The sequence below is a fragment of the Pseudomonas sp. BGI-2 genome, from assembly GCF_004310295.1.
GTDB lineage: Bacteria > Pseudomonadota > Gammaproteobacteria > Pseudomonadales > Pseudomonadaceae > Aquipseudomonas.
On record NZ_SISB01000023.1, the window covers coordinates 83,304 to 103,844 of the forward strand.

The 20,541-nt window shown below is 48.4% G+C and carries 21 protein-coding genes and 1 pseudogene; 15 read left to right on the forward strand and 7 right to left on the reverse strand.

Annotated elements, in window-relative coordinates; all coding sequences use genetic code 11:
* The first annotated feature begins 74 nt into the window (after positions 1-74).
* The 7 genes from EYC95_RS16900 (at position 75) to EYC95_RS16930 (ending at position 8,486) form a co-directional block, all read left to right on the forward strand.
* On the forward strand, positions 75-1,115 hold the full coding sequence (locus EYC95_RS16900) for an EpsG family protein (RefSeq protein ID WP_165557467.1): 1,041 nt from the start codon (positions 75-77) through the stop codon (positions 1,113-1,115).
* Positions 1,112-1,897: a glycosyltransferase family 2 protein gene (locus EYC95_RS16905; RefSeq protein WP_131061380.1), complete on the forward strand. Its 786-nt coding sequence runs from the start codon at positions 1,112-1,114 to the stop codon at positions 1,895-1,897. The genes EYC95_RS16900 and EYC95_RS16905 overlap by 4 nt, the downstream gene beginning before the upstream one ends.
* On the forward strand, positions 1,898-2,809 hold the full coding sequence (locus tag EYC95_RS16910; protein WP_256656964.1) for a glycosyltransferase: 912 nt from the start codon (positions 1,898-1,900) through the stop codon (positions 2,807-2,809).
* 17 nt (positions 2,810-2,826) lie between these two features.
* Complete coding sequence (locus EYC95_RS16915) at positions 2,827-3,783, forward strand: SDR family oxidoreductase (RefSeq protein WP_131061381.1); 957 nt, start codon at positions 2,827-2,829, stop codon at positions 3,781-3,783.
* Between the two features lie 47 nt (positions 3,784-3,830).
* Positions 3,831-4,850, forward strand: a complete 1,020-nt coding sequence (locus EYC95_RS16920) for a glycosyltransferase family 4 protein (RefSeq protein ID WP_131061382.1) — start codon at positions 3,831-3,833, stop codon at positions 4,848-4,850.
* A gap of 98 nt (positions 4,851-4,948) precedes the next feature.
* A complete protein-coding gene (locus EYC95_RS16925; protein WP_131061383.1) occupies positions 4,949-6,943 on the forward strand; it encodes a nucleoside-diphosphate sugar epimerase/dehydratase in 1,995 nt (664 codons plus the stop codon).
* Positions 6,944-7,091: 148 nt separating this feature from the next.
* The gene (locus EYC95_RS16930; protein ID WP_131061384.1) at positions 7,092-8,486 is read left to right on the forward strand and encodes a hypothetical protein; all 1,395 of its coding nucleotides are present in this window, start codon (positions 7,092-7,094) and stop codon (positions 8,484-8,486) included.
* Positions 8,487-9,030: 544 nt separating this feature from the next.
* On the opposite strand, the gene EYC95_RS16935 is transcribed toward EYC95_RS16930, so the two are convergent.
* From EYC95_RS16935 to EYC95_RS16950, 4 genes are read right to left on the reverse strand one after another with little or no spacing between them, the layout of a single operon-like run.
* Positions 9,031-9,345 carry a hypothetical protein gene (locus EYC95_RS16935; RefSeq protein WP_131061385.1) on the reverse strand — a complete coding sequence of 105 codons (315 nt, stop codon included), beginning with the start codon at positions 9,343-9,345 and terminating at the stop codon, positions 9,031-9,033.
* Positions 9,342-10,844, reverse strand: coding sequence for an IS66 family transposase (locus EYC95_RS16940; protein ID WP_131061386.1), 1,503 nt, complete (start codon positions 10,842-10,844; stop codon positions 9,342-9,344). The genes EYC95_RS16935 and EYC95_RS16940 overlap by 4 nt, the downstream gene beginning before the upstream one ends.
* Positions 10,845-10,862: 18 nt before the next feature.
* A complete protein-coding gene (tnpB, locus tag EYC95_RS16945) occupies positions 10,863-11,270 on the reverse strand; it encodes an IS66 family insertion sequence element accessory protein TnpB (protein WP_256656965.1) in 408 nt (135 codons plus the stop codon).
* Complete coding sequence (locus tag EYC95_RS16950; protein WP_131061387.1) at positions 11,260-11,439, reverse strand: DUF6429 family protein; 180 nt, start codon at positions 11,437-11,439, stop codon at positions 11,260-11,262. The genes tnpB and EYC95_RS16950 overlap by 11 nt, the downstream gene beginning before the upstream one ends.
* 156 nt (positions 11,440-11,595) lie before the next feature.
* Between EYC95_RS16950 and EYC95_RS16955 the strand changes: the two are divergent.
* From EYC95_RS16955 to fabF, 4 genes and pseudogenes are all read left to right on the forward strand, one after another.
* A pseudogene (locus EYC95_RS16955) lies at positions 11,596-12,438 on the forward strand (IS66 family transposase); the annotation flags it as partial.
* 181 nt (positions 12,439-12,619) lie between these two features.
* Positions 12,620-12,955 carry a helix-hairpin-helix domain-containing protein gene (locus EYC95_RS16960; protein ID WP_131061388.1) on the forward strand — a complete coding sequence of 112 codons (336 nt, stop codon included), beginning with the start codon at positions 12,620-12,622 and terminating at the stop codon, positions 12,953-12,955.
* A gap of 200 nt (positions 12,956-13,155) precedes the next feature.
* Positions 13,156-13,950 carry an SDR family oxidoreductase gene (locus tag EYC95_RS16965; RefSeq protein WP_131061389.1) on the forward strand — a complete coding sequence of 265 codons (795 nt, stop codon included), beginning with the start codon at positions 13,156-13,158 and terminating at the stop codon, positions 13,948-13,950.
* Between the two features lie 32 nt (positions 13,951-13,982).
* Positions 13,983-15,257, forward strand: coding sequence for a beta-ketoacyl-ACP synthase II (fabF, locus tag EYC95_RS16970; protein ID WP_131061390.1), 1,275 nt, complete (start codon positions 13,983-13,985; stop codon positions 15,255-15,257).
* Here the strand turns inward: fabF and EYC95_RS16975 are convergent.
* A complete protein-coding gene (locus EYC95_RS16975) occupies positions 15,238-15,810 on the reverse strand; it encodes a TetR/AcrR family transcriptional regulator (RefSeq protein WP_131061391.1) in 573 nt (190 codons plus the stop codon). The two genes, fabF and EYC95_RS16975, sit on opposite strands and share 20 nt — an antisense overlap.
* Positions 15,811-15,952: 142 nt before the next feature.
* Here EYC95_RS16975 and EYC95_RS16980 point away from each other — a divergent pair, with 142 nt between their 5' ends.
* Positions 15,953-16,804, forward strand: coding sequence for a DUF1989 domain-containing protein (locus EYC95_RS16980; protein ID WP_131061392.1), 852 nt, complete (start codon positions 15,953-15,955; stop codon positions 16,802-16,804).
* Between the two features lie 45 nt (positions 16,805-16,849).
* Here the strand turns inward: EYC95_RS16980 and EYC95_RS16985 are convergent, their stop codons facing one another.
* Positions 16,850-17,017, reverse strand: coding sequence for a DUF2897 family protein (locus EYC95_RS16985; RefSeq protein ID WP_081744012.1), 168 nt, complete (start codon positions 17,015-17,017; stop codon positions 16,850-16,852).
* Positions 17,018-17,513: 496 nt separating this feature from the next.
* Between EYC95_RS16985 and EYC95_RS16990 the strand changes: the two genes are divergently transcribed.
* The 3 genes from EYC95_RS16990 (at position 17,514) to EYC95_RS17000 (ending at position 20,235) form a co-directional block, all read left to right on the forward strand.
* Positions 17,514-17,873 (forward strand): EamA family transporter, encoded by a 360-nt coding sequence (locus EYC95_RS16990; RefSeq protein WP_131061393.1) that lies wholly within the window; start codon positions 17,514-17,516, stop codon positions 17,871-17,873.
* A 16-nt stretch (positions 17,874-17,889) separates the two neighbouring features.
* The gene (locus tag EYC95_RS16995; RefSeq protein WP_131061394.1) at positions 17,890-19,149 is read left to right on the forward strand and encodes a hypothetical protein; all 1,260 of its coding nucleotides are present in this window, start codon (positions 17,890-17,892) and stop codon (positions 19,147-19,149) included.
* 63 nt (positions 19,150-19,212) lie between these two features.
* Positions 19,213-20,235: a glycosyltransferase family 2 protein gene (locus EYC95_RS17000; RefSeq protein WP_131061395.1), complete on the forward strand. Its 1,023-nt coding sequence runs from the start codon at positions 19,213-19,215 to the stop codon at positions 20,233-20,235.
* Positions 20,236-20,275: 40 nt separating this feature from the next.
* Here the strand turns inward: EYC95_RS17000 and EYC95_RS17005 are convergent.
* On the reverse strand, positions 20,276-20,541 hold a 266-nt coding region (locus tag EYC95_RS17005; protein ID WP_165557468.1), incomplete at its 5' end, for a sugar nucleotide-binding protein.

A 20,541-nucleotide genomic window follows, 5' to 3' on the forward strand; every position in this document is an offset into this window, starting at 1 on the left:
AATATGGCCTATTCGTAGTTTGAAGTATTCAACGCATAAACCTATATATATATTTGGTGATTCATGGTGATTATGTGACATTGGATTTAATACCTTACTTCGCGCCCTACCTGTATTTAATTGTTACTGTTGGGTTAGGGAAAATTGCAGGTCTGGATAATCGTAAGTTATTGTTTTTATGTCTGGTTCCTGCTTTTTTCATTGTTGTTCTGCGTGGCGATGTAGGCACTGATACCGCGTCATATATGCGAATTATAGATAGTTTTTCCACTGAGTTCGGGGACTCAGCAGGAATTAGCGAGGTCGAAATAGGCTTTGAATATTTTTCGAAAGCACTACTTTACTTAGGCTTTTCAAGTAAAGCAGTTGTTGTAGCTATTTCATGGTTTGTCTGTGCGCTGGTTATTTATGCGTTCTCACGAACTAAGGATGATGTTTTAGTATTTGCTTTGCTGGTGTTTCCAATTTTCTTCTATGATATGACCATGAACGGCCTTCGATATGGAGTCTCATTCTGTCTGGCGAAGATTGCATATGATTCTTTCGAGAGTAGTAAGAAAAAGACATTTGCTATAATGACTTTGCTCTCCATCTCTTTTCATCTATCAGGTTTTGTACTCTTAGTACTGCTAATGGCGCGTCGGCTGAGCGTTAAACACTTGATAATGGGAGGTTTGTGCGCGGGGATTTTGCTATTAATATTTTTTGATCGCTTGCTCTTTAAATTTTCAGCTTATGGCGAACTTGAGGCGCCTAGTGGATTATCTGGCTTAGCGCCTCTGTTATTATTTGCCATGATATATATATCAATGGTAGTGCTGTCATTTAGGAATGTTGTTTATTTAACTTTCTTATTTGTGTTGGAAATAGCATTTTTTGTATTGGCGAAGTTTAGTTATGCTGGCCTGCGGTTTCAGTTTTTAACCCTTTTTGCGCTTCTATGCACTGTGCCTAGATGTTCAGTGATGTATTCTCGCAATAGGGCAATATTTTTATGTCTTGTTTTCTTTATTGGAATTCTAGGCTTCGTTTCAAAATCAAGAAATATGATTGATGGTGTTGATAGCGGAGAATCACCATTCATCCCGTATCAGTTCTATTGGGAGAGAAAATGAAAGCTTCTGTTTCCGTAATAATGCCGCATTATAACGCGCTCGATACTATCAAGCGCAGTATAGATTCAGTTGTGAGTCAGACGCTTTCAGTTGGCGAGCTAATAATAGTTGACGACGGAAGCCCGGCGGTAGATAAGCTAAAGCTTTTAGTTTTGGATTACAAGAGTATTATCGATATTGTTTTAATAGAGTCGGATGTTAATCGTGGTGCAGCTCATGCAAGAAATACTGGTATCAAACACAGTAAATGTAAGTATATAGCTTTCTTAGATTCTGATGACGTTTGGCACCCTGAAAAAATAAAACTTCAATATTCTGTGATGGAAAAAAACGAGATGTTTCTTTCCGGGCATGGTTACATGTTTAATCTGTATAATCAGAACTTTCAAGCTACCGTATCTTCTGAGCATACCAGTATAAATCGTAATAATTTTATTTTGGGTAACCCGTTTTTCACTCCCACGGTTATGGCTCGTCGCGAATGCTTTATCTCATTCGATGAGCGTTATCGAAGGGTAGATGATTATAAGTGTTGGTATGAAAATCTTTGCAATGGAACCTTCGCCCTTCTTTCATCGGACTTGGCTGGGGGGTTTAAAGCGCCGATTGGTGCTTCCGGGCTATCGGGTTCACTTAAGTTAATGCACGTGGCTTATTTAGATGTCTTGAAGAGTCTGTTAGTAGAGAAAAACATGAGATATTTTGAATACTTAATGGCTGCGACTTGCGAGCGCATGAAATATCCGTTGCGGGTAATGCTGTTTAAGTTTAGGGGAAAGTAATTGAGTTATTCACCGTCTATTCCACATTTTGCAGTTTTGGTGGCTGCTTATAATGGTGTTAAATGGCTGGCACCGCAGATCGAGACGATATTATCTCAGCGCCACGTAAGAGTGACGATTTTCGTAAGTATTGATCGATCCTCAGATACAACCGAATCTTGGTTTAGGCAACTAGCCGCTACAAATTCAAATATAATAATTTTGCCAGTCGGAGAGCAGTTTGGCGGGGCTGCCAAAAACTTTTTCCGTTTGATTCGCGATGTCGATTTCTCTAGTTATGATTATATTTCGTTTGCGGATCAAGACGATGTATGGCTTGAAGACAAGCTGTTGACAGCTCATGAAAAAATTGTCAAAGACGGCTTATCTGGATACTCCGGGAATGTGATCGCCTTTTGGCCTGATGGGCGAAAATCACTAATTGATAAAGCCCAAAAACAGACAAAGTACGATTTTTTGTTTGAAGCTGCTGGTCCTGGTTGTACTTACGTTCTTAAAGTTACCGACGCTTTGTGTTTTAAAGACTTCCTTATAAGGCGCTGGGACCTCGCTAATAAGGTAGCTTTGCATGACTGGTTAATATACGCGTGGTTTCGATCAAGTGGATTGAAGTGGTACATTGATCCTACCCCGAAAATGCTCTATCGGCAGCATGGTAACAACCAAGTAGGGGCGAATTCCGGTCTAAAAGCGATCAGAGCTCGATTCCGCTTACTTCGAGCGGGATGGTACCGATGTGAGATTTCAAAAATCGCGCGTTTATTGGCCGATCAGATACCGGATGTACCAGTCTGCTTAATTAAGGGCGGGTTGATACCAAAGTATTTTATGTTTGCCAATCTAAATAAAATGCGTCGTAGATTTCGCGATCAGGTTCTTTTGATGCTTATCGTGATATTCGGGATTTACTAACGTTGAGATTGATTTGAATGTCTAAAGTATTGTTAACCGGTGCGTCAGGCTTTTTAGGGAAATCGGTCCTTCAGCGCCTGATATCTGATAAACAACAATGCACCGTTGCTGTTAGGTCTGGAGTAGAAAACTTTCCAAATGAAGTGGACGCTAGAATAATAAACTCTTTAGACGATCAATCTGAATGGTTGGATTTAGTAAATAATCAAGATGTAGTGATCCATTGCGCCGCTCGTGTGCATGTGATGAACGAGACCGCAGCCGATCCATTGGTTGAATTTCGAAAAATAAATGTAATGGGCACTCTGAATCTGGCTAGAGCGGCCGCCCAAAGTGGGGTTAAAAGATTCATTTTTATTAGTTCTATTAAAGTTAATGGAGAGTCCACCAAGCCTGGACAGTTATTTTCTGCGGACGACTTGCCTGCACCGTGCGATCCATACGGTGTCTCTAAAATGGAGGCAGAACAAGGCTTACGAAAGCTATCCCAAGAGACAGGTATGGAGGTTGTCATCATTCGCCCAGTTCTAATTTATGGGCCAGGTGTGAAGTCGAATTTCCGTAGTATGATGATTTCGTTACGTCGAGGAGTTCCGCTACCTCTTGGGTCTATTCGCAACAAACGGAGTTTGGTAGCCCTAGATAATTTAGTTGACTTGATTGCGACGTGCATTTCACATCCCAACGCAGCTAATCAAACTTTTTTAGCAAGTGACGGGGAGGATGTCTCCACGCCGGAGCTTCTAATTCGGATGGGAAAAGTTCTTGACAAACCTGCCAGATTGATCCCCGTGCCGTCTTGGGTTCTTTATTTGTGTGCTGCACTAGTCGGTCGTTCGGCTGTAGCGAAAAGGTTGTGTGGGTCCCTTCAAGTTGATATCAGTAAAACGTGTTCCCTGTTACATTGGAAACCGCCATACGGAGTTGATGAAGCGCTTGCTAAAACTGCTCACGATTTTACGAAGGGACTGTAAATACCCATTTTTTTCAATGCCAGGCTGGGTGTTTAATGGAGTTTTTAATGTTTGGGCTGATTTGGTTAATTCCGGTTGTTGGCGTCCTCGCCATTACACTTACGTGGGTCCTGCGACGTTATGCACTGCATCGTAGCGTTCTTGATATCCCTAATACTCGAAGCTCCCATTCTGTGCCTACACCGCGGGGTGGTGGCGTAGCCATAGTTATTAGCTACCTTGTTGGACTTCTGTTTTTGGCTATGGGCGGTGGGTTATCTTGGTCAGTCACGTGGGCATTAGCAGGCGCTGGCTTGATAGTCGCAGTATTGGGCTTTCTTGATGACCATGGACATATCGCCGCTCGTTGGCGCCTCTTGGGGCATTTCAGCGCTGCAATTTGGGCTTTGCTATGGTTAGGTGGAATGCCTCCAATAATCATATTTGGGTTTGATTTTGAAATAATATGGTTATTAAATCTTGTTGGTGGTTTGTACCTCGTCTGGATGCTGAATCTCTATAATTTCATGGATGGAATTGATGGTGTTGCCAGTGTGCAGGCGATAAGTGTCTGTGTGTCAGCCTGCGTTATCTACTGGTTATCCGGCTACGAAGAGCTCATCTGGGCACCACTCCTTCTTTCCATGGCTGTATTAGGATTTCTATACTGGAATTTTCCTCCTGCTCGAATTTTTATGGGCGATGCCGGTAGCGGATTTTTGGGCGTCATCCTGGGCGTGCTATCGCTTCAGGCCGCAAGGGAGTTACCTAGCCTCCTTTGGGTGTGGTTAATATTGATGGGTGTTTTCATAGTCGACGCAACGTTCACTTTAATTCGTCGTCTGTTACGTGGAGAAAAAGTATACGAGGCGCATCGTAGCCATGCTTACCAATTTGCTGCTCGGAAATTCGGTAAACATCTACCTGTCACCATTACGGTCGGCGCAATCAATATTTTATGGCTCTTACCCGTTGCGATATGCGTAATACTCTTAGATATAGACGGTTTTATTGGGTTAATAATTGCGTATATACCATTGGTATTGCTGGCGGTAAAATATCATTCTGGTACATCAGAAAAATCTTGATGGTTTATTTCTGTTGTTTATTTGCCTAGAATAATATAGCAAGGCTAAGTAGATAGTGTGTTGTTTTCGATTTTGATCAGAGGGGTCAGTAAGAGGCGATGGATAAATTAAGAGTTTTATTACTGGCGCTGCCACGACGTCGCAAAAGATTGCTTCAAGTCGGTACCGACGTTATTTTAGTCTGGGGCGCGCTGTGGCTGGCTTTTATGGTAAGACTCGGTATTGACGAGATGGTCAACCCAGTTGCAACTCATCTCTGGCTTTTCGCTATCGCCCCTTTGGTTGCCATTCCACTATTTGTCAGATTTGGTATGTATCGAGCTGTTATGCGTTATTTCGGTAACGATGCGCTGATTGCCATTATCAAAGCTGTAAGCTTTTCTTCATTAATTCTTGGGTTCACTGTTTATTGGTACAGTAACCATCAAAATATCGTCCCTCGCTCAATAATTTTTAATTATTGGTGGTTGAGTCTGGTCATGATTGGCGGGCTACGGCTAGCCATGCGCCAGTTTTTCCTTGGGGACTGGTTTGCAGCCGCACAGCACGTGCCTTTTACTAACCGGGACGATGGTTTGCCAAAGGTAGCCGTTTATGGCGCAGGTGCGGCGGGTAATCAACTCGTAGCGGCTTTGCGTATCGGACGTCTGATGCGCCCAGTTGCATTCATTGATGACGATGAGAGTATTTCGAATCGAGTAATTTCTGGCTTACAGGTATATAAACCTGGACATATTCAACGCATGATTGACGTTACTGGCGCGCAAGAGATTTTATTAGCAGTGCCGTCTTGTTCGCGCGCGCGCCGGAGAGAAATACTTGGATATTTAGAAGGTTTTCCGTTGCATGTTAGAAGCGTGCCAGGCTTTATGGATCTGGCCAGTGGCAGAGTCAAAGTAGATGATATACAAGAAGTTGATATTGCAGACCTGCTAGGACGTGATGCCGTGCCTGCACAGGAAGACCTGCTTGAGCATTGTGTTAGAGGTCAAGTGGTACTTGTGACTGGGGCAGGAGGGTCGATAGGGTCGGAATTATGCAGGCAAATTCTTTCTTTATCTCCAGCTACTTTACTGCTATTTGAACATAGTGAATATAATTTATATACCATTATGTCCGAATTAGAGTTGCGCGTTAGACGCGAGTCATTATCTGTTCAGGTGCTCCCAATATTAGGGTCTGTGCGTGATCAAGATAAGTTATTAGATACTATGAAGACATGGAGTGTTACAACAGTCTATCATGCTGCCGCCTATAAGCATGTGCCGATGGTTGAACATAACATTGCTGAAGGAATACTGAATAATGTTTTTGGTACATTAAATACTGCGCAAGCGGCGGTGCAGTCTGGTGTATTAAACTTTGTTTTAATTTCCACAGATAAAGCGGTGCGCCCAACTAATGTTATGGGTAGTACCAAGCGCTTGGCAGAGCTCACCTTGCAGGCGCTTAGCCGTGAGCTTGCTCCGGTGATGTTTGCAGACAATTCCAAGATATCAAGAGTTAACAAAACTCGGTTCACGATGGTCCGATTTGGCAATGTACTCGGTTCCTCCGGGTCAGTGATACCGTTGTTTCATAAGCAGATTAAATCAGGCGGACCGTTAACGGTCACTCATCCAAAAATCACTCGTTATTTTATGACTATTCCAGAAGCCGCCCAACTTGTGATTCAAGCAGGATCGATGGGGCAGGGAGGCGACGTCTTTGTTTTGGACATGGGGGAACCGGTTAAAATCGTCGAGCTTGCAGAAAAAATGATCCATCTGTCTGGGCTCAGTATTAGATCTGAAAGTAATCCCCGTGGTGACATATCCATTGAATTCACCGGATTGCGTCCGGGTGAAAAGCTTTATGAGGAGTTGTTGATTGGAGATAATGTCATTGCGACAAATCATCCAATGATTATGTGTGCCAATGAAGATTACTTGGCTTGGGACGTACTTAAAATACAACTGTCAGGGCTTCTCACCGCGATTGCTGGGCATGACTACACCAAGGTCCGCCAAATTCTGCTGGAAACTGTAAGTGGCTATGCTCCAGAGGGAGAGATTGTTGATTGGATATTTCAGCAGCGACACTTAAAGCCTTAGGTCAAAGTTAGATTTGACCTCGGCTTTTTATGAAATTTGCGAGTCACACGCTTCTCGTTTTGATTGAAGGAATAGTCAAAACTATGTTTCATAGGTCCACATGTATATTAAAAAGGTGCCCTCATGTTGCGTTATGAGATCGGCGACGATGACCGTTCGAGAGATTCATGGCAAGCCTGTTTTCGACAGGCATGCCATTTTAGTTTGTTATTACTTCAATGGTTTTAATATAAATATGAAAAAAATATTACTGCCCGCGCTTTCGTTTCTTTTGGTCTTTGGTCTCATCGTCTCGATCTGGGCATGCTTCGCTCCTGGCTTTATGTCCTATGATTCAGTTGTACAATACCAAAGCGCGTTAGACCAGCATTATACTGATAGTCATCCCGCTATAATGTCTTATGTCTGGCATCTTTGTATGCAGTTGGTACCTGGGCCGCAGAGTTTGCTATATTTGCATTTGACACTGTTAGCGGTTGGAGTGTTTATTTGGCAGGCAAATTTCAGGAACTCCATTTGGAGTCTGCTAATTCCTGCTTTGTTTATGCTTCCTTGGGTAATCAATTTTGCGGGAGTTCTATGGAAGGATGTTGGAATGGCATTTTCCCTGCTCATTGCTACGGGGTTATTGTTCACCCGTCGTAAAAGCATGTGGCTGGTGCTCCTTTCAATGCCATTTCTATTTTATGCCATTGGGGTCAGGCACAATGCGGTTCTCGCAGTAATTCCTATAATGTTCTTGGCTTTCAGACATTATTTTCCGAAGGCACCTATCTGGTTGGGCTGCCTTACTACAATATTACTTACAGGTGTTTTCTTGCTCACGGTTTTTACTGTGACATATAGTTTTATAAATGCAGAAAAAAAACATTATGAAACGTTTTTGATGGGGGATGACATCGCAACGATCTCTGCAAAAACCCATCAAAATTTACTCCCGTGGGTAAAAGATAACGATTTAACAACCTGTTCTGCCCCCCCGATTCTTTACGAACGTGCGATGTGTTTTATAGGTAAGGGCTATGATCCAAGTGGCAGTTTGGTTGTCGATATACCATATGATGAAACGTATTCATTATGGAAAAAAACAATTCTCTCATATCCTTTGGAGTATGCCTTAGTTAGAGTTGAGGCGTTCTTTTATTTTCTACGCCCCCCACAAGCACTGCCCGGGTACACATGGTTTTACGGTATCGCGAAAAATGATATGAATATTAAGTTGATGAATCCCGAGATGGCAGGGGTTTTAGAGCAGTACATGATATCGACTAACAAAACTGTACTGAGTGAATTATTCAAACCTTATGTTTGGCTCTTGCTCGCGGCAATCATACTTGTTTGGGTTAGCAGGACTCCGGCTTCCATTGAGAAAACGCAAATCACTGTTCTAAACATATCTGCATTAGGCTGTTTTTTTAGTCTGTTGATAGCGGTGCCTTCAGTGGATTTTCGATATGTATATTGGTGCGTCATTGCAACCACTCTTTCAGTTGTTATATTGGCTTCAACGTTTCGATCTGGCCACAAAACTGAAGTTAGTTAGCGGGCTCTTCAACAACTTCATTTAGGAATTGAATCTCACCCACTATGCGGCTATTACCGTCTTGAGTCGGTTTTTCAAATATAGGGGGCTCACATGACGCAATGCGTTACGATGTCATTTTTCATAGTTTGATATGGCTGGGATACACGATGAGCGTCGCGATGGTATTGGAATGACGCCATTATTTTACGTGTTGATCGCGCAGAAATGAGCGGGGTCGTTTTAGTCGCGTTTGACTCTCTCTATCATTGTTGCAGGGAAGCCATAAATAAAGGTTCTAAGCTCGGAAACATCTGGACTTGTCATCCACAGCGATGAAACGTAAGCGCTCCATAAACCCCACATTCAAAGCGCTTAGCTGATCCCGGATGCTGTGCTCCCGATTCCCTCAGGAGCCAGCTCGCCATGATGCGACCCGATGCCAAAGTCGAAAAAGTGTATCTGTACCCCAAGCCGGTGGACTGTAACTGATCCATAAACCCCACCTATCCAAGCAGACGGCGTGTGAGGGGGAATCAAATCATGCTGGCGGTTCGTGGCGCAGTTACTCCATTTTTTGTGGCCTGATATTCACCACCATCCCCGCTTGTACGTTTTTGATCGGGGAAAGCAAATGCGGTGAAATATTCCAGCGCTGGCCGGTGTCGGTTACTACTGTGACGGTCTTGCGATTGAACTTCATGACGGTCCCGGACAGGCGCTCACCACTGGGTGAGTCAAAGCTAACCCGTGCTCCTGGATGGAACTGCATCATTAATTTATGAGCCTCCAACGACTCCAACATCTTCAGCCGTTCGATAATGTGATGATTCAGCGTCACTAACTCATCGACACTCAGATGATCAATATTGATACTCATGATGGCCTCCAATTCCAGGGTAGTAGCGCCTCAATGTCTTCAACCGATTCAGCCTGCGGTAATCGCTCCAGTACGTGGCGCAGCCACGTATAGGGCTCCTGGCCGTTAGCTTTGGCGGTCTCGACCAAACTGTAGATCTGCGCACTGGCGGTGGCGCCTTTGGGTGTGTCGCTGAAAAGCCAAGCCTTGCGCCCGATCACAAACGGCTTTATCGCTCTTTCAGCGGTATTGTTGTCGATCGGTAAAAAACCAGCCTCGATATAACGTTCCAGCCGGCTCCAGTTACTGGCCAGATAATTGACTGCTTTACCCAAGGCACTTTGCGCAGTGACCTGTGGCTGGGTTTTCTCCAGCCAGCTTTTTAACTGGGTGAGCACCGGCAAGCTCTGCTCCTGGCGACCGGCAAAGCGCTGTTCATCCGTCATCTCTTTCAAAACACGCTCTATGCCGTACAACTTGTTGATCATCGTCAGTGCCGCATCGGCTCGACCGGTTTTGCCCTTGGGCTGCACTTTCTGTGCATCGACAAACTTGCGTCGTACATGGGCCATACAGGCCAAGCGCTCGATACCCGGCTGCGCGCTCAAGGCGTTATAGCCAGCGTAATCATCGGTCATCAGATAGCCGCGATAGTCGCCGAGCAGCCGCAACGGCACCTCCTGCGCTCGGCTGGTGGTGTAGTCAAAAAGAATGACGGGGCTCTCAGGTGGGCCGCTGGCTTGCACCCACATCCAGGATTGGCTGGTCGGGTCTCGACCTGGCTCTTTCAGCACCTGCACTCGCGTTTCATCGCAGTGAACAATCGGACTTTCCAGTAACCGATCACGCATCAGATTCAACAGTGGCTGGAAGTGTTCGCAGCACTGGATCACCCAGCGCGCCAAGGTTTGACGCGGGATATCGACACCGTGACGAACGAGGACTTTTTCGAAACGGTGCAATGGCAGGCCATCGACGTACTTGGTGGTCAACAGCATCGCCAACACGCTGGGGCTGGCCATGCTCTTTTCGATCAGTTGCGCGGGTTTGTCGGCGGTGACCGGTGCCACTTCACAACCACGACAGCCGTAGACCTTACGGATATGTTTGATCACCCGAATCTGCATCGGCACGATCTCCAGTTGTTCGCTGGTTTCTTCACCGATGGCGTGTTTGCGGTAACCGCAAACGCAGGTCAGTTCGTGTTCGGGGAGTTCGTGGATGACCTCGATACGTGGCAAGTCCGCCGACAGTGGCTTGCGTTTGCCACGGCGTTTGGTCGGGGCAACAACTTCTTCCTCAGCTTCAACGGGCGCCGGCGTGTCGATACTTTCAGCTTCATTAAACAGCGGCAGCTGTGGCGTCGCCAGATCAGCGGTTTGCTCGGACTTACGCCCGAACAAGCGTTGACGAAGTAGCGCATTCTCTTCTTCAAGAAGAACGACCTTCGACTGCATCTGAGCAAGTAATTGCTTGAGCGCAGTCAGGTCATCGGGAAGGTTGTCGGGCATGGAAATCATGGCCCGGATTATACCCAATCAAGCAACAAATCGCGGCGTCAAAACCTGATGCGGGCGGTTGCGCCACAGGTCAAAACCGTCGAGCAGCCAGTTTAGTTCCTGAACTGTCAGGAAGATCGCCTCGTCGGCCGCATCAGGCGAGGTTTTGAATCGCTCGGATTCCAGGCGCTTGAGCCAAAGGCAGAAGCCGTTGCGCTCCCAATAGAGTATTTTCACCCGGTTACGGGGGCGATTCAGAAAAACAAAAAGTACCGGGTCGAATACCGCGAACTTGATATCCAGCTCGACCAGAGCGGCAAGGCCGTCGATGGATTTTCGAAAATCCACGGGTTTGGGGTAGAGGTACACTTTTTCGACTTTGGCGTCGGGTCGCATCATGGCGGACGTGCTCCAGAAAGAAATCGGGAGCGCAGCATCAGGCTTCAATAAACGGCTTTGAATGTGTAGGTGATGGATCGCTTACGATGAAACCATGTTCATGCAATCGATTCATGGTCTCGAAGTCGAACCCTTTCCAGGCATTGCCTTTGTCGGAACTGAAGGTTGCCAACAGGGCAAGCACGGCGTCTTCAATCAGTTTATCGTCGTATTCCATGATCGTTGCTCCGCTCATATTTGACAGGCATCGTCGAGTTTGTGATGGACAGTCCATAATCCCACCGACTCCCATCTGAGTAGTGCGCTCAGCTAGGTGTCAGTACCGATGCAAAACTGACCCACCCTACCGGTTCAAAACTGACCCACTTGGGCAATGCGCGATAGCCTGTTGGGCAGCCGTGTTGTCCACTGCGATGAAACACGGGTACAGGTGTTGAAAGAGCCTGACCGAGACCCAAGCAGCCAGTCCTGGATGTGGGTGCAAACCGGCGGCCCGCCAGATATACCAGTGATCCTTTTTGACTACTCCACCAGTCGCGCGCAGGAGGTGCCGACACGCCTGCTCGATAGCTATCGTGGCTACGTGATGACCGACGATTACGCCGGTTACAACGCCCTTGGCGCGCAGGCCGGAGTGGAACGTCTAGGTTGCTGGGCTCACGCGCGGCGTAGGTTTGTTGAAGCGCAAAAAGTGCAGCCGAAAGGCAAGACAGGACGTGCGGATATCGCACTGAACTTGATCAACAAGCTTTATGGCGTCGAGCGTGATCTGAAGGATGCGGGCGACGATGATCGTAAAACCGGCCGTCATGATCGGAGCCTGCCAGTGCTGGCTCAGTTAAAAAGCTGGATGGAAAAGACGCAGCCACAAGTTACGTCTCAGATCGCCTTGGGCAAGGCCATCGGCTATCTGGCGAGTAACTGGAGCAAACTGGAACGGTACGCCGAGGAAGGCTATTTGCCGATTGACAACAACCCCGCCGAGCGTGCGATCAAGCCCTTCGTCATCGGAAGAAAGAACTGGTTGTTTAGCGACACACCCAAAGGCGCGACGGCCAGTGTTCAGCTTTACAGCTTGGTCGAGACTGCCAAAGCCAACGGCCAAGAGCCCTATGCGTGGCTGCGCCACGCAGTAGAACGGCTGCCACTGGCGACCTCGGTTGAAGATTACGAAGCGCTGTTGCCGTGGAACTGCTCGCCGGCATCGCCTAGCTAGGCGCGTTACCCATCTTGAAGTCGGTCGGGTTTATGGAGCGCTCACGTAGATTTCATGGAGCGTCTATGATTATTTCACATCTCGCAACAGACGCATTTTTGACAAGCCGCGGACATAGCCTAAGTTTGGAGAGCAGCTTCGGAAAAGCTGCTTTCTCAACTGATGTTATGGAGCTTCACTTATGCGTACTGGCTATTTCTACTCTCTGGTTTTCGCCCTATTGACCAGCGCTTCAATCGCCGTAATTGCCGCGCCTGCGGCAAAACTCGAGGCTGGTACCGCGCCTTTGGTGATGGAAGTTTCCCCGATCACGCAAGCTGGCAAAGTCGATGTCAATAAAGCCGATGCGCTGACACTGCAGCGCGAGCTGGCCGGTATCGGGGAGGCGAAGGCGAAAGCGATTGTTGCATATCGTGAGAGTAATGGGCCGTTTTCGTCGGTCGACGAATTGCTTGAGGTCAAGGGGATTGGCAAAGCGATTTTGGACAAGAACCGCGAAAAGCTTGAGGTGAACTAAGCTTGTAGCTCTACGCCAAGGGCCGGTCAATGACTGGCCCTTCTGGTTTATAGCGATCGGGAAAACAAACACCTTTTATCGGCGCATGGAAAATTATGGCTATCATATGCGGTTTAAATTATGCCTATAATTAAATTCCGGACGCGCTGAAGTATTTTAACGTTCCGGCTACTCCCCTAAGCATTTTCAGGAGCACAGTCATGATGTCCACGCAATCCCAAGGTACAGCCCTCATCACCGGTGCTTCTTCCGGTATCGGTGAAATTTACGCTGAGCGATTGGCAGCGCGTGGTTTCGATTTGTTGCTGGTGGCACGCGACGAGAGACGACTAGAGGCCGCGGCGAATACGTTGCGCGCTAAACATGGCGTTCAGGTCGAAGTGTTCAAGGCGGATCTGACACACAAAGATGATGTGGTGAAGGTTGAGCAACGCCTGCGTAGCGATTCGAGTATCAGTCTGTTGTTGAACAACGCAGGCGTTGCCGCAGATGGCCTTCTGGCGAATTCCGACATGGATCAGCTTGAGAAGCTTATCCAGCTGAATGTCACTGCCGTCACTCGTTTGGCATCCGCAGCGGCCGCCAGTTTTGCCAAGGCGCGCCGGGGGGCAATCATCAATATCGCCTCTGTAGTCGCGTTGTTCCCTGAGCGTTTCAATGCGACGTACAGCGCGAGCAAAGCTTATGTGTTAAGCCTAACTCAGTCGTTGAATGCAGAACTGAACGGCACCGGCGTCAAGGTACAAGCCGTTTTGCCTGGTGTGACACGTACCGAGATCTGGGAGCGCTCGGGCATCGATGCAAGCCAGATACCAGCGGATATGGTCATGGAAGCCGGAGAAATGGTCGATGCCGCATTGTCGGGTCTTGATCAAAGTGAACTGATCACCATTCCATCGCTGCCTGATGCGGCTCAATGGCACGATTTTGTAAATACCCGCCTGGTAATGGCGCCGAACCTTTCCCAAAGCACGGCCGCCGTGCGTTACAAGTAACGCGTCAATTATCGGCTGGAGGTATTAGTGGTATGAGTGATCGTCGAGTAGTTGTCACGGGCATGGGCCTGGTGTCGCCCTTGGGTAGCGGTGTGGAAGCGGTTTGGGCGCGACTGTTGGCCGGGCGGTCCGGTCTGAGGAAGCTGCCTGATGAGGTGGTTGCTGATCTGCCGGCGAAAGTGGGCGGCAGTGTGCCGACCCTTGGCGAAGACGCCGAAGCTGGGTTCGACCCGAATCAAGCGACGCCACCTAAAGAACAAAAGAAAATGGACCGCTTCATTTTGTTTGCCATGGAGGCGGCGCGTCAGGCACTAGAACAAGCCGGTTGGCAAGCGCAGGACGCCAATGCTCAGGAGCGCACTGCAACCATTATCGGTTCAGGCGTCGGCGGTTTCCGCGCGATTGCCGATGCGGTGCGTACCACTGACAGCCGTGGTCCGCGGCGTTTGTCGCCGTTCACCATTCCGTCATTTCTGGTCAATCTTGCCGCTGGCCATGTGTCGATCCAGCACGGTTTCAAAGGTCCATTGGGTGCCCCGGTGACAGCTTGTGCGGCGGGTGTTCAAGCGATTGGCGACGCTGCGCGGTTGATTCGCACCGGTGAAGCAGACATTGCGGTATGTGGTGGTGCGGAGGCGGCCATCGATCGTGTCAGCCTCGCCGGGTTTGCCGCTGCTCGTGCCTTGTCCAGTGGCTACAACGAAACCCCTGAACGTGCTTCGCGCCCCTTTGACAGCGGTCGCGATGGTTTTGTCATGGGGGAGGGGGCAGGCCTTCTGGTCATCGAATCTCTGGAACATGCACTCGCCCGGGGTGCTCAACCGCTTGCCGAACTGGTCGGTTACGGGACCAGCGCCGATGCCTATCATCTCACCGCTGGTCCCGAAGATGGCAGCGGTGCACGACGGGCGATGTCGCTCGCATTGGCTCAAGCCGGCGTTTCAGCAGAGAAGGTGCAGCATCTCAACGCTCACGCTACCTCGACGCCGGTCGGCGATCTTGGAGAGCTGGCCGCGATCAAATCCTTGTTCGGTGCAGACAACAAGATTGCGGTGACGTCGACAAAGTCGGCCACTGGGCACCTGCTCGGAGCTGCGGGTGGCATAGAAGCCATCTTCACGTTGTTGGCCATTCGCGATCAGATCGTGCCGCCAACCCTTAACCTCGACAATCCGGATCCGGCTGCAGAAGGGGTCGATATCGTTCACGGTAAGGCGCGGCCTATGGCTATCGAATACGCGCTATCCAATGGCTTCGGTTTCGGCGGGGTTAACGCCAGCGTATTGTTCAAGCGCTGGCAGGGTTAGCCTGTGATTGTTTGAGATATTCGCGAGTAACGTCGAGAATCCGCTGAGCCAGCTCGGGGTTCTCGACACTGCGCGACAATAAAAGCGCGCCGATCAGCGTCGACATGATAACAATGCTCTGATTTGCGGCATTATCTCCTTCGAGTGTGCCTTGCACTTGTTCAAGCCTGGCATTGAGCACGACATCGGTGGTTGGGCTCGGCTGCCCCCGCAGGCCCAGCTCCGAAGACATGGTCGGCAGCGGGCAGCCTTCGTGAGGCGAGGTTTGATGCCACTCGGACAGGTAGCTCTCGATGAACGCGTCCAGGGGGCGTTCTCCGGCAAACAGCATGGCACAGTGCGCGTCCAGTTGTTCGCCCGCGGCTTGCAGGGCCTTCTCAACCAATTCGTTCTTGGAGGAAAAGTGCGAATAAAAGCCTCCGTGTGTCAAACCCAGGGCTTTCATTAAGGGTTGCAGACCGGTCGCGCTGATTCCGTCGCGGCGAAAGCGTGCTGCGGCTTCCCGGATGATGCGTTGGTGAGTTTGAGCTTTATGGTCCTGCGAGTAACGCATGTCGAATCTCCGCAACAATGGCCCATCTTAACCAATGCAAATTGGATGGCGACAGTACTTCTACGTTTGAAAGGCACACAGATGCGCCGAAATCGGTCCTAAGCTAAATCTTTCTCTGCCCTATTGATCGAGGATTTTTGCGATGTACAAAGACTATCCTGCGGCCTATCAAGTCAGTAAGGGCTCCGCCTTGCAGGTGGACAAACCCTTTTACCAGCGAATCCGGGACCAGAAGGGCGGACGGACGCTGATCGAACAATTTGAAGTGCCGATCCGCACTGGCCGTGCCTGGAAGGTGCCGGCGGGCCATGTATTTCGTGTCACCACACCCGTGGGCCCGCAAGTGGGCGACTTCAACGTCTGGAATGCCAACGACCCACGCGAGCGCTTATGGGCCGCGCGGACCCGGCAGTTGCAGGGCGCTCACGTCAGCACCCATGACCGACTCTGGTCGAACCTGCCGTTTTTGCGTCCACTGCTGACCATAACGGACGATAGCCTGGCCAGTTATGGCATTGATGAACATGGTGGTCGCTTGCACGATTTGCTCGGTACTCGCTGTGATCCCTATGTGAACAAAATGCTCACTGGTGAGGATTTCCATCATCACTGCCACTCCAACCTTACGCGCGCTGTACTGCCCCATGGTCTTACCGAGTTTGACGTGCATGACGTGCTGAATATTTTTCAGTGCACCGGCCTCAACCACGACGACATGTATTTCATGAAAGCCTGCCCGGCGAAGAAGGGTGATTACCTTGAGCTTTTTGCGGAGATCGATTTGCTCTGCGCACTCTCGACTTGCCCCGGCGGCGATCTGTCGCTGGCCATGTGGGGACCGGACGCGCAGGATCCTCTGAGCGTGTGTCGCCCCCTGGGCGTGGAGATTTATCGATTGGAAGAGTCGTTGCTTGAAGGATGGAGTCAGCCGGAGCGTGCAGCGTACAAAGGACTGCATGGCTTGCAAATCGCCAAAGCCGATTGGGAGCAGTAGAAACGCAAATCCCTGTCATTCATTGTGAATGACAGGGTTTTTGTCTTAGCGGTCCTGCGCTTCCTTGGCATCCATTTCCGCATTGCGTTCAGCGACGCGTTTACGTTGCTCTTCGGTCAGATCGACCTTGGTGGCGGTGTCGCGCAGCATCATTAAACCGCCAACGATCGAACCGATTGCAACGACCAGAATCAACCAGGCATACCAGGGCATAAGGGCTCTCCTTGAGGGCAGGCCGGCTGGCGGATTTCGCCAGTCGATCGTGCATACCACTTTGAGCGATGGAAAATCGCAGTGGTTCCATTCTACAAGTATTAGATCCATTTTCGACGAAGTGCGTGGTATGCAAATCGCTGGCACGGTCCTCGCCAGTGGGACGGCTTTTGAGAAAGTCTGCGGCGCGGCAGTTTTGCTCGATATGACAAGGCGCAAGCTACCTAGGCGTTGGCAATGAGATGCGCGGGGCCGTGGGATGCTGGGGATGGTTTCATATAAAAAAAAAGATTAATATGGTGCCTTGAAAAAACTAGCAATGGTTCAGTAGTAATTTATTCATGCTTAATTGGTTGGTTTTATTAAGTCATAGCATTAATGATTGCTAGTCAAAGTGTTGTAAAGTGGTAGGGTTTGAGCCTTGCATTTAGCTTGTTGCCAAGTGATAGTGCTGAGTTGTGAGTTGATTAATTTAGGTGAGGGCGTAAAGCGATATATGAATCAAGCTAACATTTTGGTTTGCATCGGCTGCGCAGTTGCAGTTGCGACCGGTCAAGTGCTCATGAAGGTGGCAAGTAGTTCCTGGAATGAGTGCGGTATGTTAGCCATTCGTACCGTATCATGGCTATTTTTGGCATTCTCAGTGTATGGTATCTCATCGCTGGTCTGGATCTACGTGCTGCGACATGTCCCGCTTTCCCAAGCCTATCCATTCATGTCTATTACATTTTTATTAGTTCCAATCGCAAGCGCGCTATTTTTTTCGGAGCGGTTCGATTGGCTTAACGTGGCATCATCTGTGTTGATAATGGCAGGCATTTCCTTGGCTGCACTCTCGCGGCATGGTATTTCTTGATATGGAGATTAATACAATGAAGCGAACACTGGTGATCGAACTTAATGAATTTAATGTCGGGCTTTTGCAGCAGGCAGCTGAACGCTTCGGCTTGGAGCATGTAAAGTCTGTTCTTAGTTGGTCCCATTGTGACACGTATGCCGATCACGACAAAGAGCACGAAGGGCTTGACCCTTGGTGTCAATGGGTATCGATACACTCGGAACTGCCCTCCTCGGTCCACAAAGTTATTCGTCTAGGGGATGTTGATAAGCTTCAGTATGCTCAAATTTGGGAGCGCTTGGGAGAGAAAGGAGTCAGTACTGGTGTGTGGGGGGTAATGAACGCTCGACGCAATGATGCCAAGCTAAACCATTTCTTTACTACAGATCCATGGAACTTTACAGAACTCCCTTTCCCTGAGGCAGTTGCCGGCTTTTTCGCATTGCCAGTGTATTATTCAAAAAATTACATGGATTTGTCTTTTTTGCGTGCCCTGAAAGCTGCGCTAATCACACTGGTTTCTACTGTTAGGCAACTACCATTTTGGATCTTGTGGAAAGACTTTTTGTTTCTGCTCCGCCATATTCGCGGGTCTAGAATTAATACGTGTTTTTTATTTGGCGCATTTGAGTTGTTGTCGACACGGATGTTTTTGAAGTTTAGAAAAAAGCACGACCCTGACGTATGTTTCGTATTTTTAAATCTCATAGCGCACTTCCAGCATCATGATTGGAAAAGTTTAAATAAAATCGATGACAGTTCCCGCGCGGTGTTCTCATTTCTAGATAGGATTTTAGGATTGTTACTAGCGGAGAGTGGAAGTGAGCGGGTGCTTGTGCTCAATGCGTTCACACAAAAAAATGTTAGCGAAGATGCATTTTACTGCTATAGGCAGATCAATCCTTTAGGATTTCTACAGCGCATCGGGTTGCAGCCGACGCGAGTTGAGCAATGTATGACCAATGATGGGCATGCTTTTTTTTCGACCGCTGAAGCATGTCAACATGCAGCGACGCGATTGCGAAAGGCGCTGATTGATGGTTCTTCGGCATTCACAATTGAAATAGATGTTAGGCAGCCCGCACGGCTGTTTTACCAGTTTGCGTTCTGGGGAGCGGCGGATTCAGAAACGACGCTGGACATTGACGATGAATCAATACCGTTATTCAGCGAATTTGCATTGCATGCAAAAAGGACCGGCGCTCATGTTCCTATGGGGAATGCGTTTTTTAAAAACTTAGAGCTGCCGCCTACAACTCCTAATTATGAAGTCTTTAAATATATTTGGCCTTAGTAAGAATGGTTATATTGATGATCATTATATCATGCTGTCGTACTTCACTGGCTGGGTCTACTCATGCTCAATAGCACACACTTGTCGGCACAAATTGCAGTTGTCATACCCTGCTTTAAAACGAAGAAGCATATTTTGGACCTGATAGCTCGTATTGGTTCAGAGGTTTGTGCAATCTATGTTGTCGATGATTGTTGTCCCGAAGGCACTGGTGATCACGTTAAAGTCGAGTGCAAAGATCCTCGTGTTAACGTTATTTATAATAGTATGAATCTCGGCGTGGGTGGTGCAGTAATGTCGGGTTATAGTGCTGCGATTAATGATGGTTACGATATTTTTGTAAAAATTGACGGTGATGGGCAAATGGACCCTGCCTTAATTCCTAGTTTCGTCTCTCCAATTATTTCAGGAGATGCAGACTATGTGAAGGGAAATCGATTTTTTGACCCGGAATCGCTCACCGGCATGCCTTTCATTCGTTTGTTTGGAAATGCTGTATTGTCGTTCTTTACAAAACTTTCTACCGGCTATTGGCATTTGTTCGACCCCACTAACGGGTATACTGCTATTCATTCGGAAGTTGCCAAGCATCTTCACTTTCACAAAATTAGCCAGCGCTACTTTTTCGAAACTGATGTATTGTTCCGTTTAGGGCTTCAAGGTGCGGTGGTTTATGATCTTCCAATGGCTGCTCATTACGCAGATGAGGAAAGTAATCTAAATATCAGGAAGGTAATTCCTGAATTTTTGTTAAAACATTGCAGGAATGCCAGTAAAAGATTTTTATATCGCTATATCTTAAGAGATTTTTCGCTCGCAACTCTCGAGTTTTTTTTAGGTTTGATATTGATATTGTTTGGCACAATCTACGGCGCTTCACGTTGGTATATATCAGCGCACGGTGGTCCCCTTGCTTCGGCGGGTGCAGTAATGTTAGCTGCATTGCCATTGCTTGCAGGGCTACAATTTCTACTCGCGTTTTTTAATTATGACATGCTTGCTGTACCCAAGCGCGCTGTTCACCCCTCGCTTGTGCATCAATCTAAAGTAAAATCGCAAATTGTGAATGTTCAAAAAGGCCTTTAGAGAAGTGTGGGGTTTTTAATTAGCATTCGCTAGTTTGTACTCACAATTGCGAGTCTAGACACTCGCGCAGCGCGGTTTGCCAGTCAGGCTGACTGACGCCCCATTCGCGTTGCAGGCGACTGCAATCCAGGCGCGAGTTCAGTGGCCGAACGGCCGGTGTCGGATAGTCGCTGGAGGGCATCGGCAGCAGGTTTGCGCAAGGCTTGCCCTGTTCCCGCAGCGCTTCGCCGATGGCCTGGGCGAAACCGAACCAGGAGGTTTCGCCCTGAGCGGTCAGGTGATAAGTGCCCCAGGCACCGGCCTGTC

Excerpts from the sequence above, each read along its gene's own strand:
- EYC95_RS16905 (WP_131061380.1), top strand. The coding sequence starts at position 1,112 with ATGAAAGCTTCTGTTTCCGTAATAATGCCGCATTATAACGCGCTCGAT.
- EYC95_RS16915 (WP_131061381.1), top strand. The coding sequence starts at position 2,827 with ATGTCTAAAGTATTGTTAACCGGTGCGTCAGGCTTTTTAGGGAAATCG.
- EYC95_RS16920 (WP_131061382.1), top strand. The coding sequence starts at position 3,831 with ATGTTTGGGCTGATTTGGTTAATTCCGGTTGTTGGCGTCCTCGCCATT.
- EYC95_RS16925 (WP_131061383.1), top strand. The coding sequence starts at position 4,949 with ATGGATAAATTAAGAGTTTTATTACTGGCGCTGCCACGACGTCGCAAA.
- EYC95_RS16930 (WP_131061384.1), top strand. The coding sequence starts at position 7,092 with ATGACCGTTCGAGAGATTCATGGCAAGCCTGTTTTCGACAGGCATGCC.
- EYC95_RS16935 (WP_131061385.1), bottom strand. The coding sequence starts at position 9,345 with ATGAGTATCAATATTGATCATCTGAGTGTCGATGAGTTAGTGACGCTG.
- EYC95_RS16940 (WP_131061386.1), bottom strand. The coding sequence starts at position 10,844 with ATGATTTCCATGCCCGACAACCTTCCCGATGACCTGACTGCGCTCAAG.
- EYC95_RS16950 (WP_131061387.1), bottom strand. The coding sequence starts at position 11,439 with ATGGAATACGACGATAAACTGATTGAAGACGCCGTGCTTGCCCTGTTG.
- EYC95_RS16960 (WP_131061388.1), top strand. The coding sequence starts at position 12,620 with ATGCGTACTGGCTATTTCTACTCTCTGGTTTTCGCCCTATTGACCAGC.
- EYC95_RS16965 (WP_131061389.1), top strand. The coding sequence starts at position 13,156 with ATGATGTCCACGCAATCCCAAGGTACAGCCCTCATCACCGGTGCTTCT.
- fabF (WP_131061390.1), top strand. The coding sequence starts at position 13,983 with ATGAGTGATCGTCGAGTAGTTGTCACGGGCATGGGCCTGGTGTCGCCC.
- EYC95_RS16975 (WP_131061391.1), bottom strand. The coding sequence starts at position 15,810 with ATGCGTTACTCGCAGGACCATAAAGCTCAAACTCACCAACGCATCATC.
- EYC95_RS16980 (WP_131061392.1), top strand. The coding sequence starts at position 15,953 with ATGTACAAAGACTATCCTGCGGCCTATCAAGTCAGTAAGGGCTCCGCC.
- EYC95_RS16985 (WP_081744012.1), bottom strand. The coding sequence starts at position 17,017 with ATGCCCTGGTATGCCTGGTTGATTCTGGTCGTTGCAATCGGTTCGATC.
- EYC95_RS16990 (WP_131061393.1), top strand. The coding sequence starts at position 17,514 with ATGAATCAAGCTAACATTTTGGTTTGCATCGGCTGCGCAGTTGCAGTT.
- EYC95_RS16995 (WP_131061394.1), top strand. The coding sequence starts at position 17,890 with ATGAAGCGAACACTGGTGATCGAACTTAATGAATTTAATGTCGGGCTT.
- EYC95_RS17000 (WP_131061395.1), top strand. The coding sequence starts at position 19,213 with ATGCTCAATAGCACACACTTGTCGGCACAAATTGCAGTTGTCATACCC.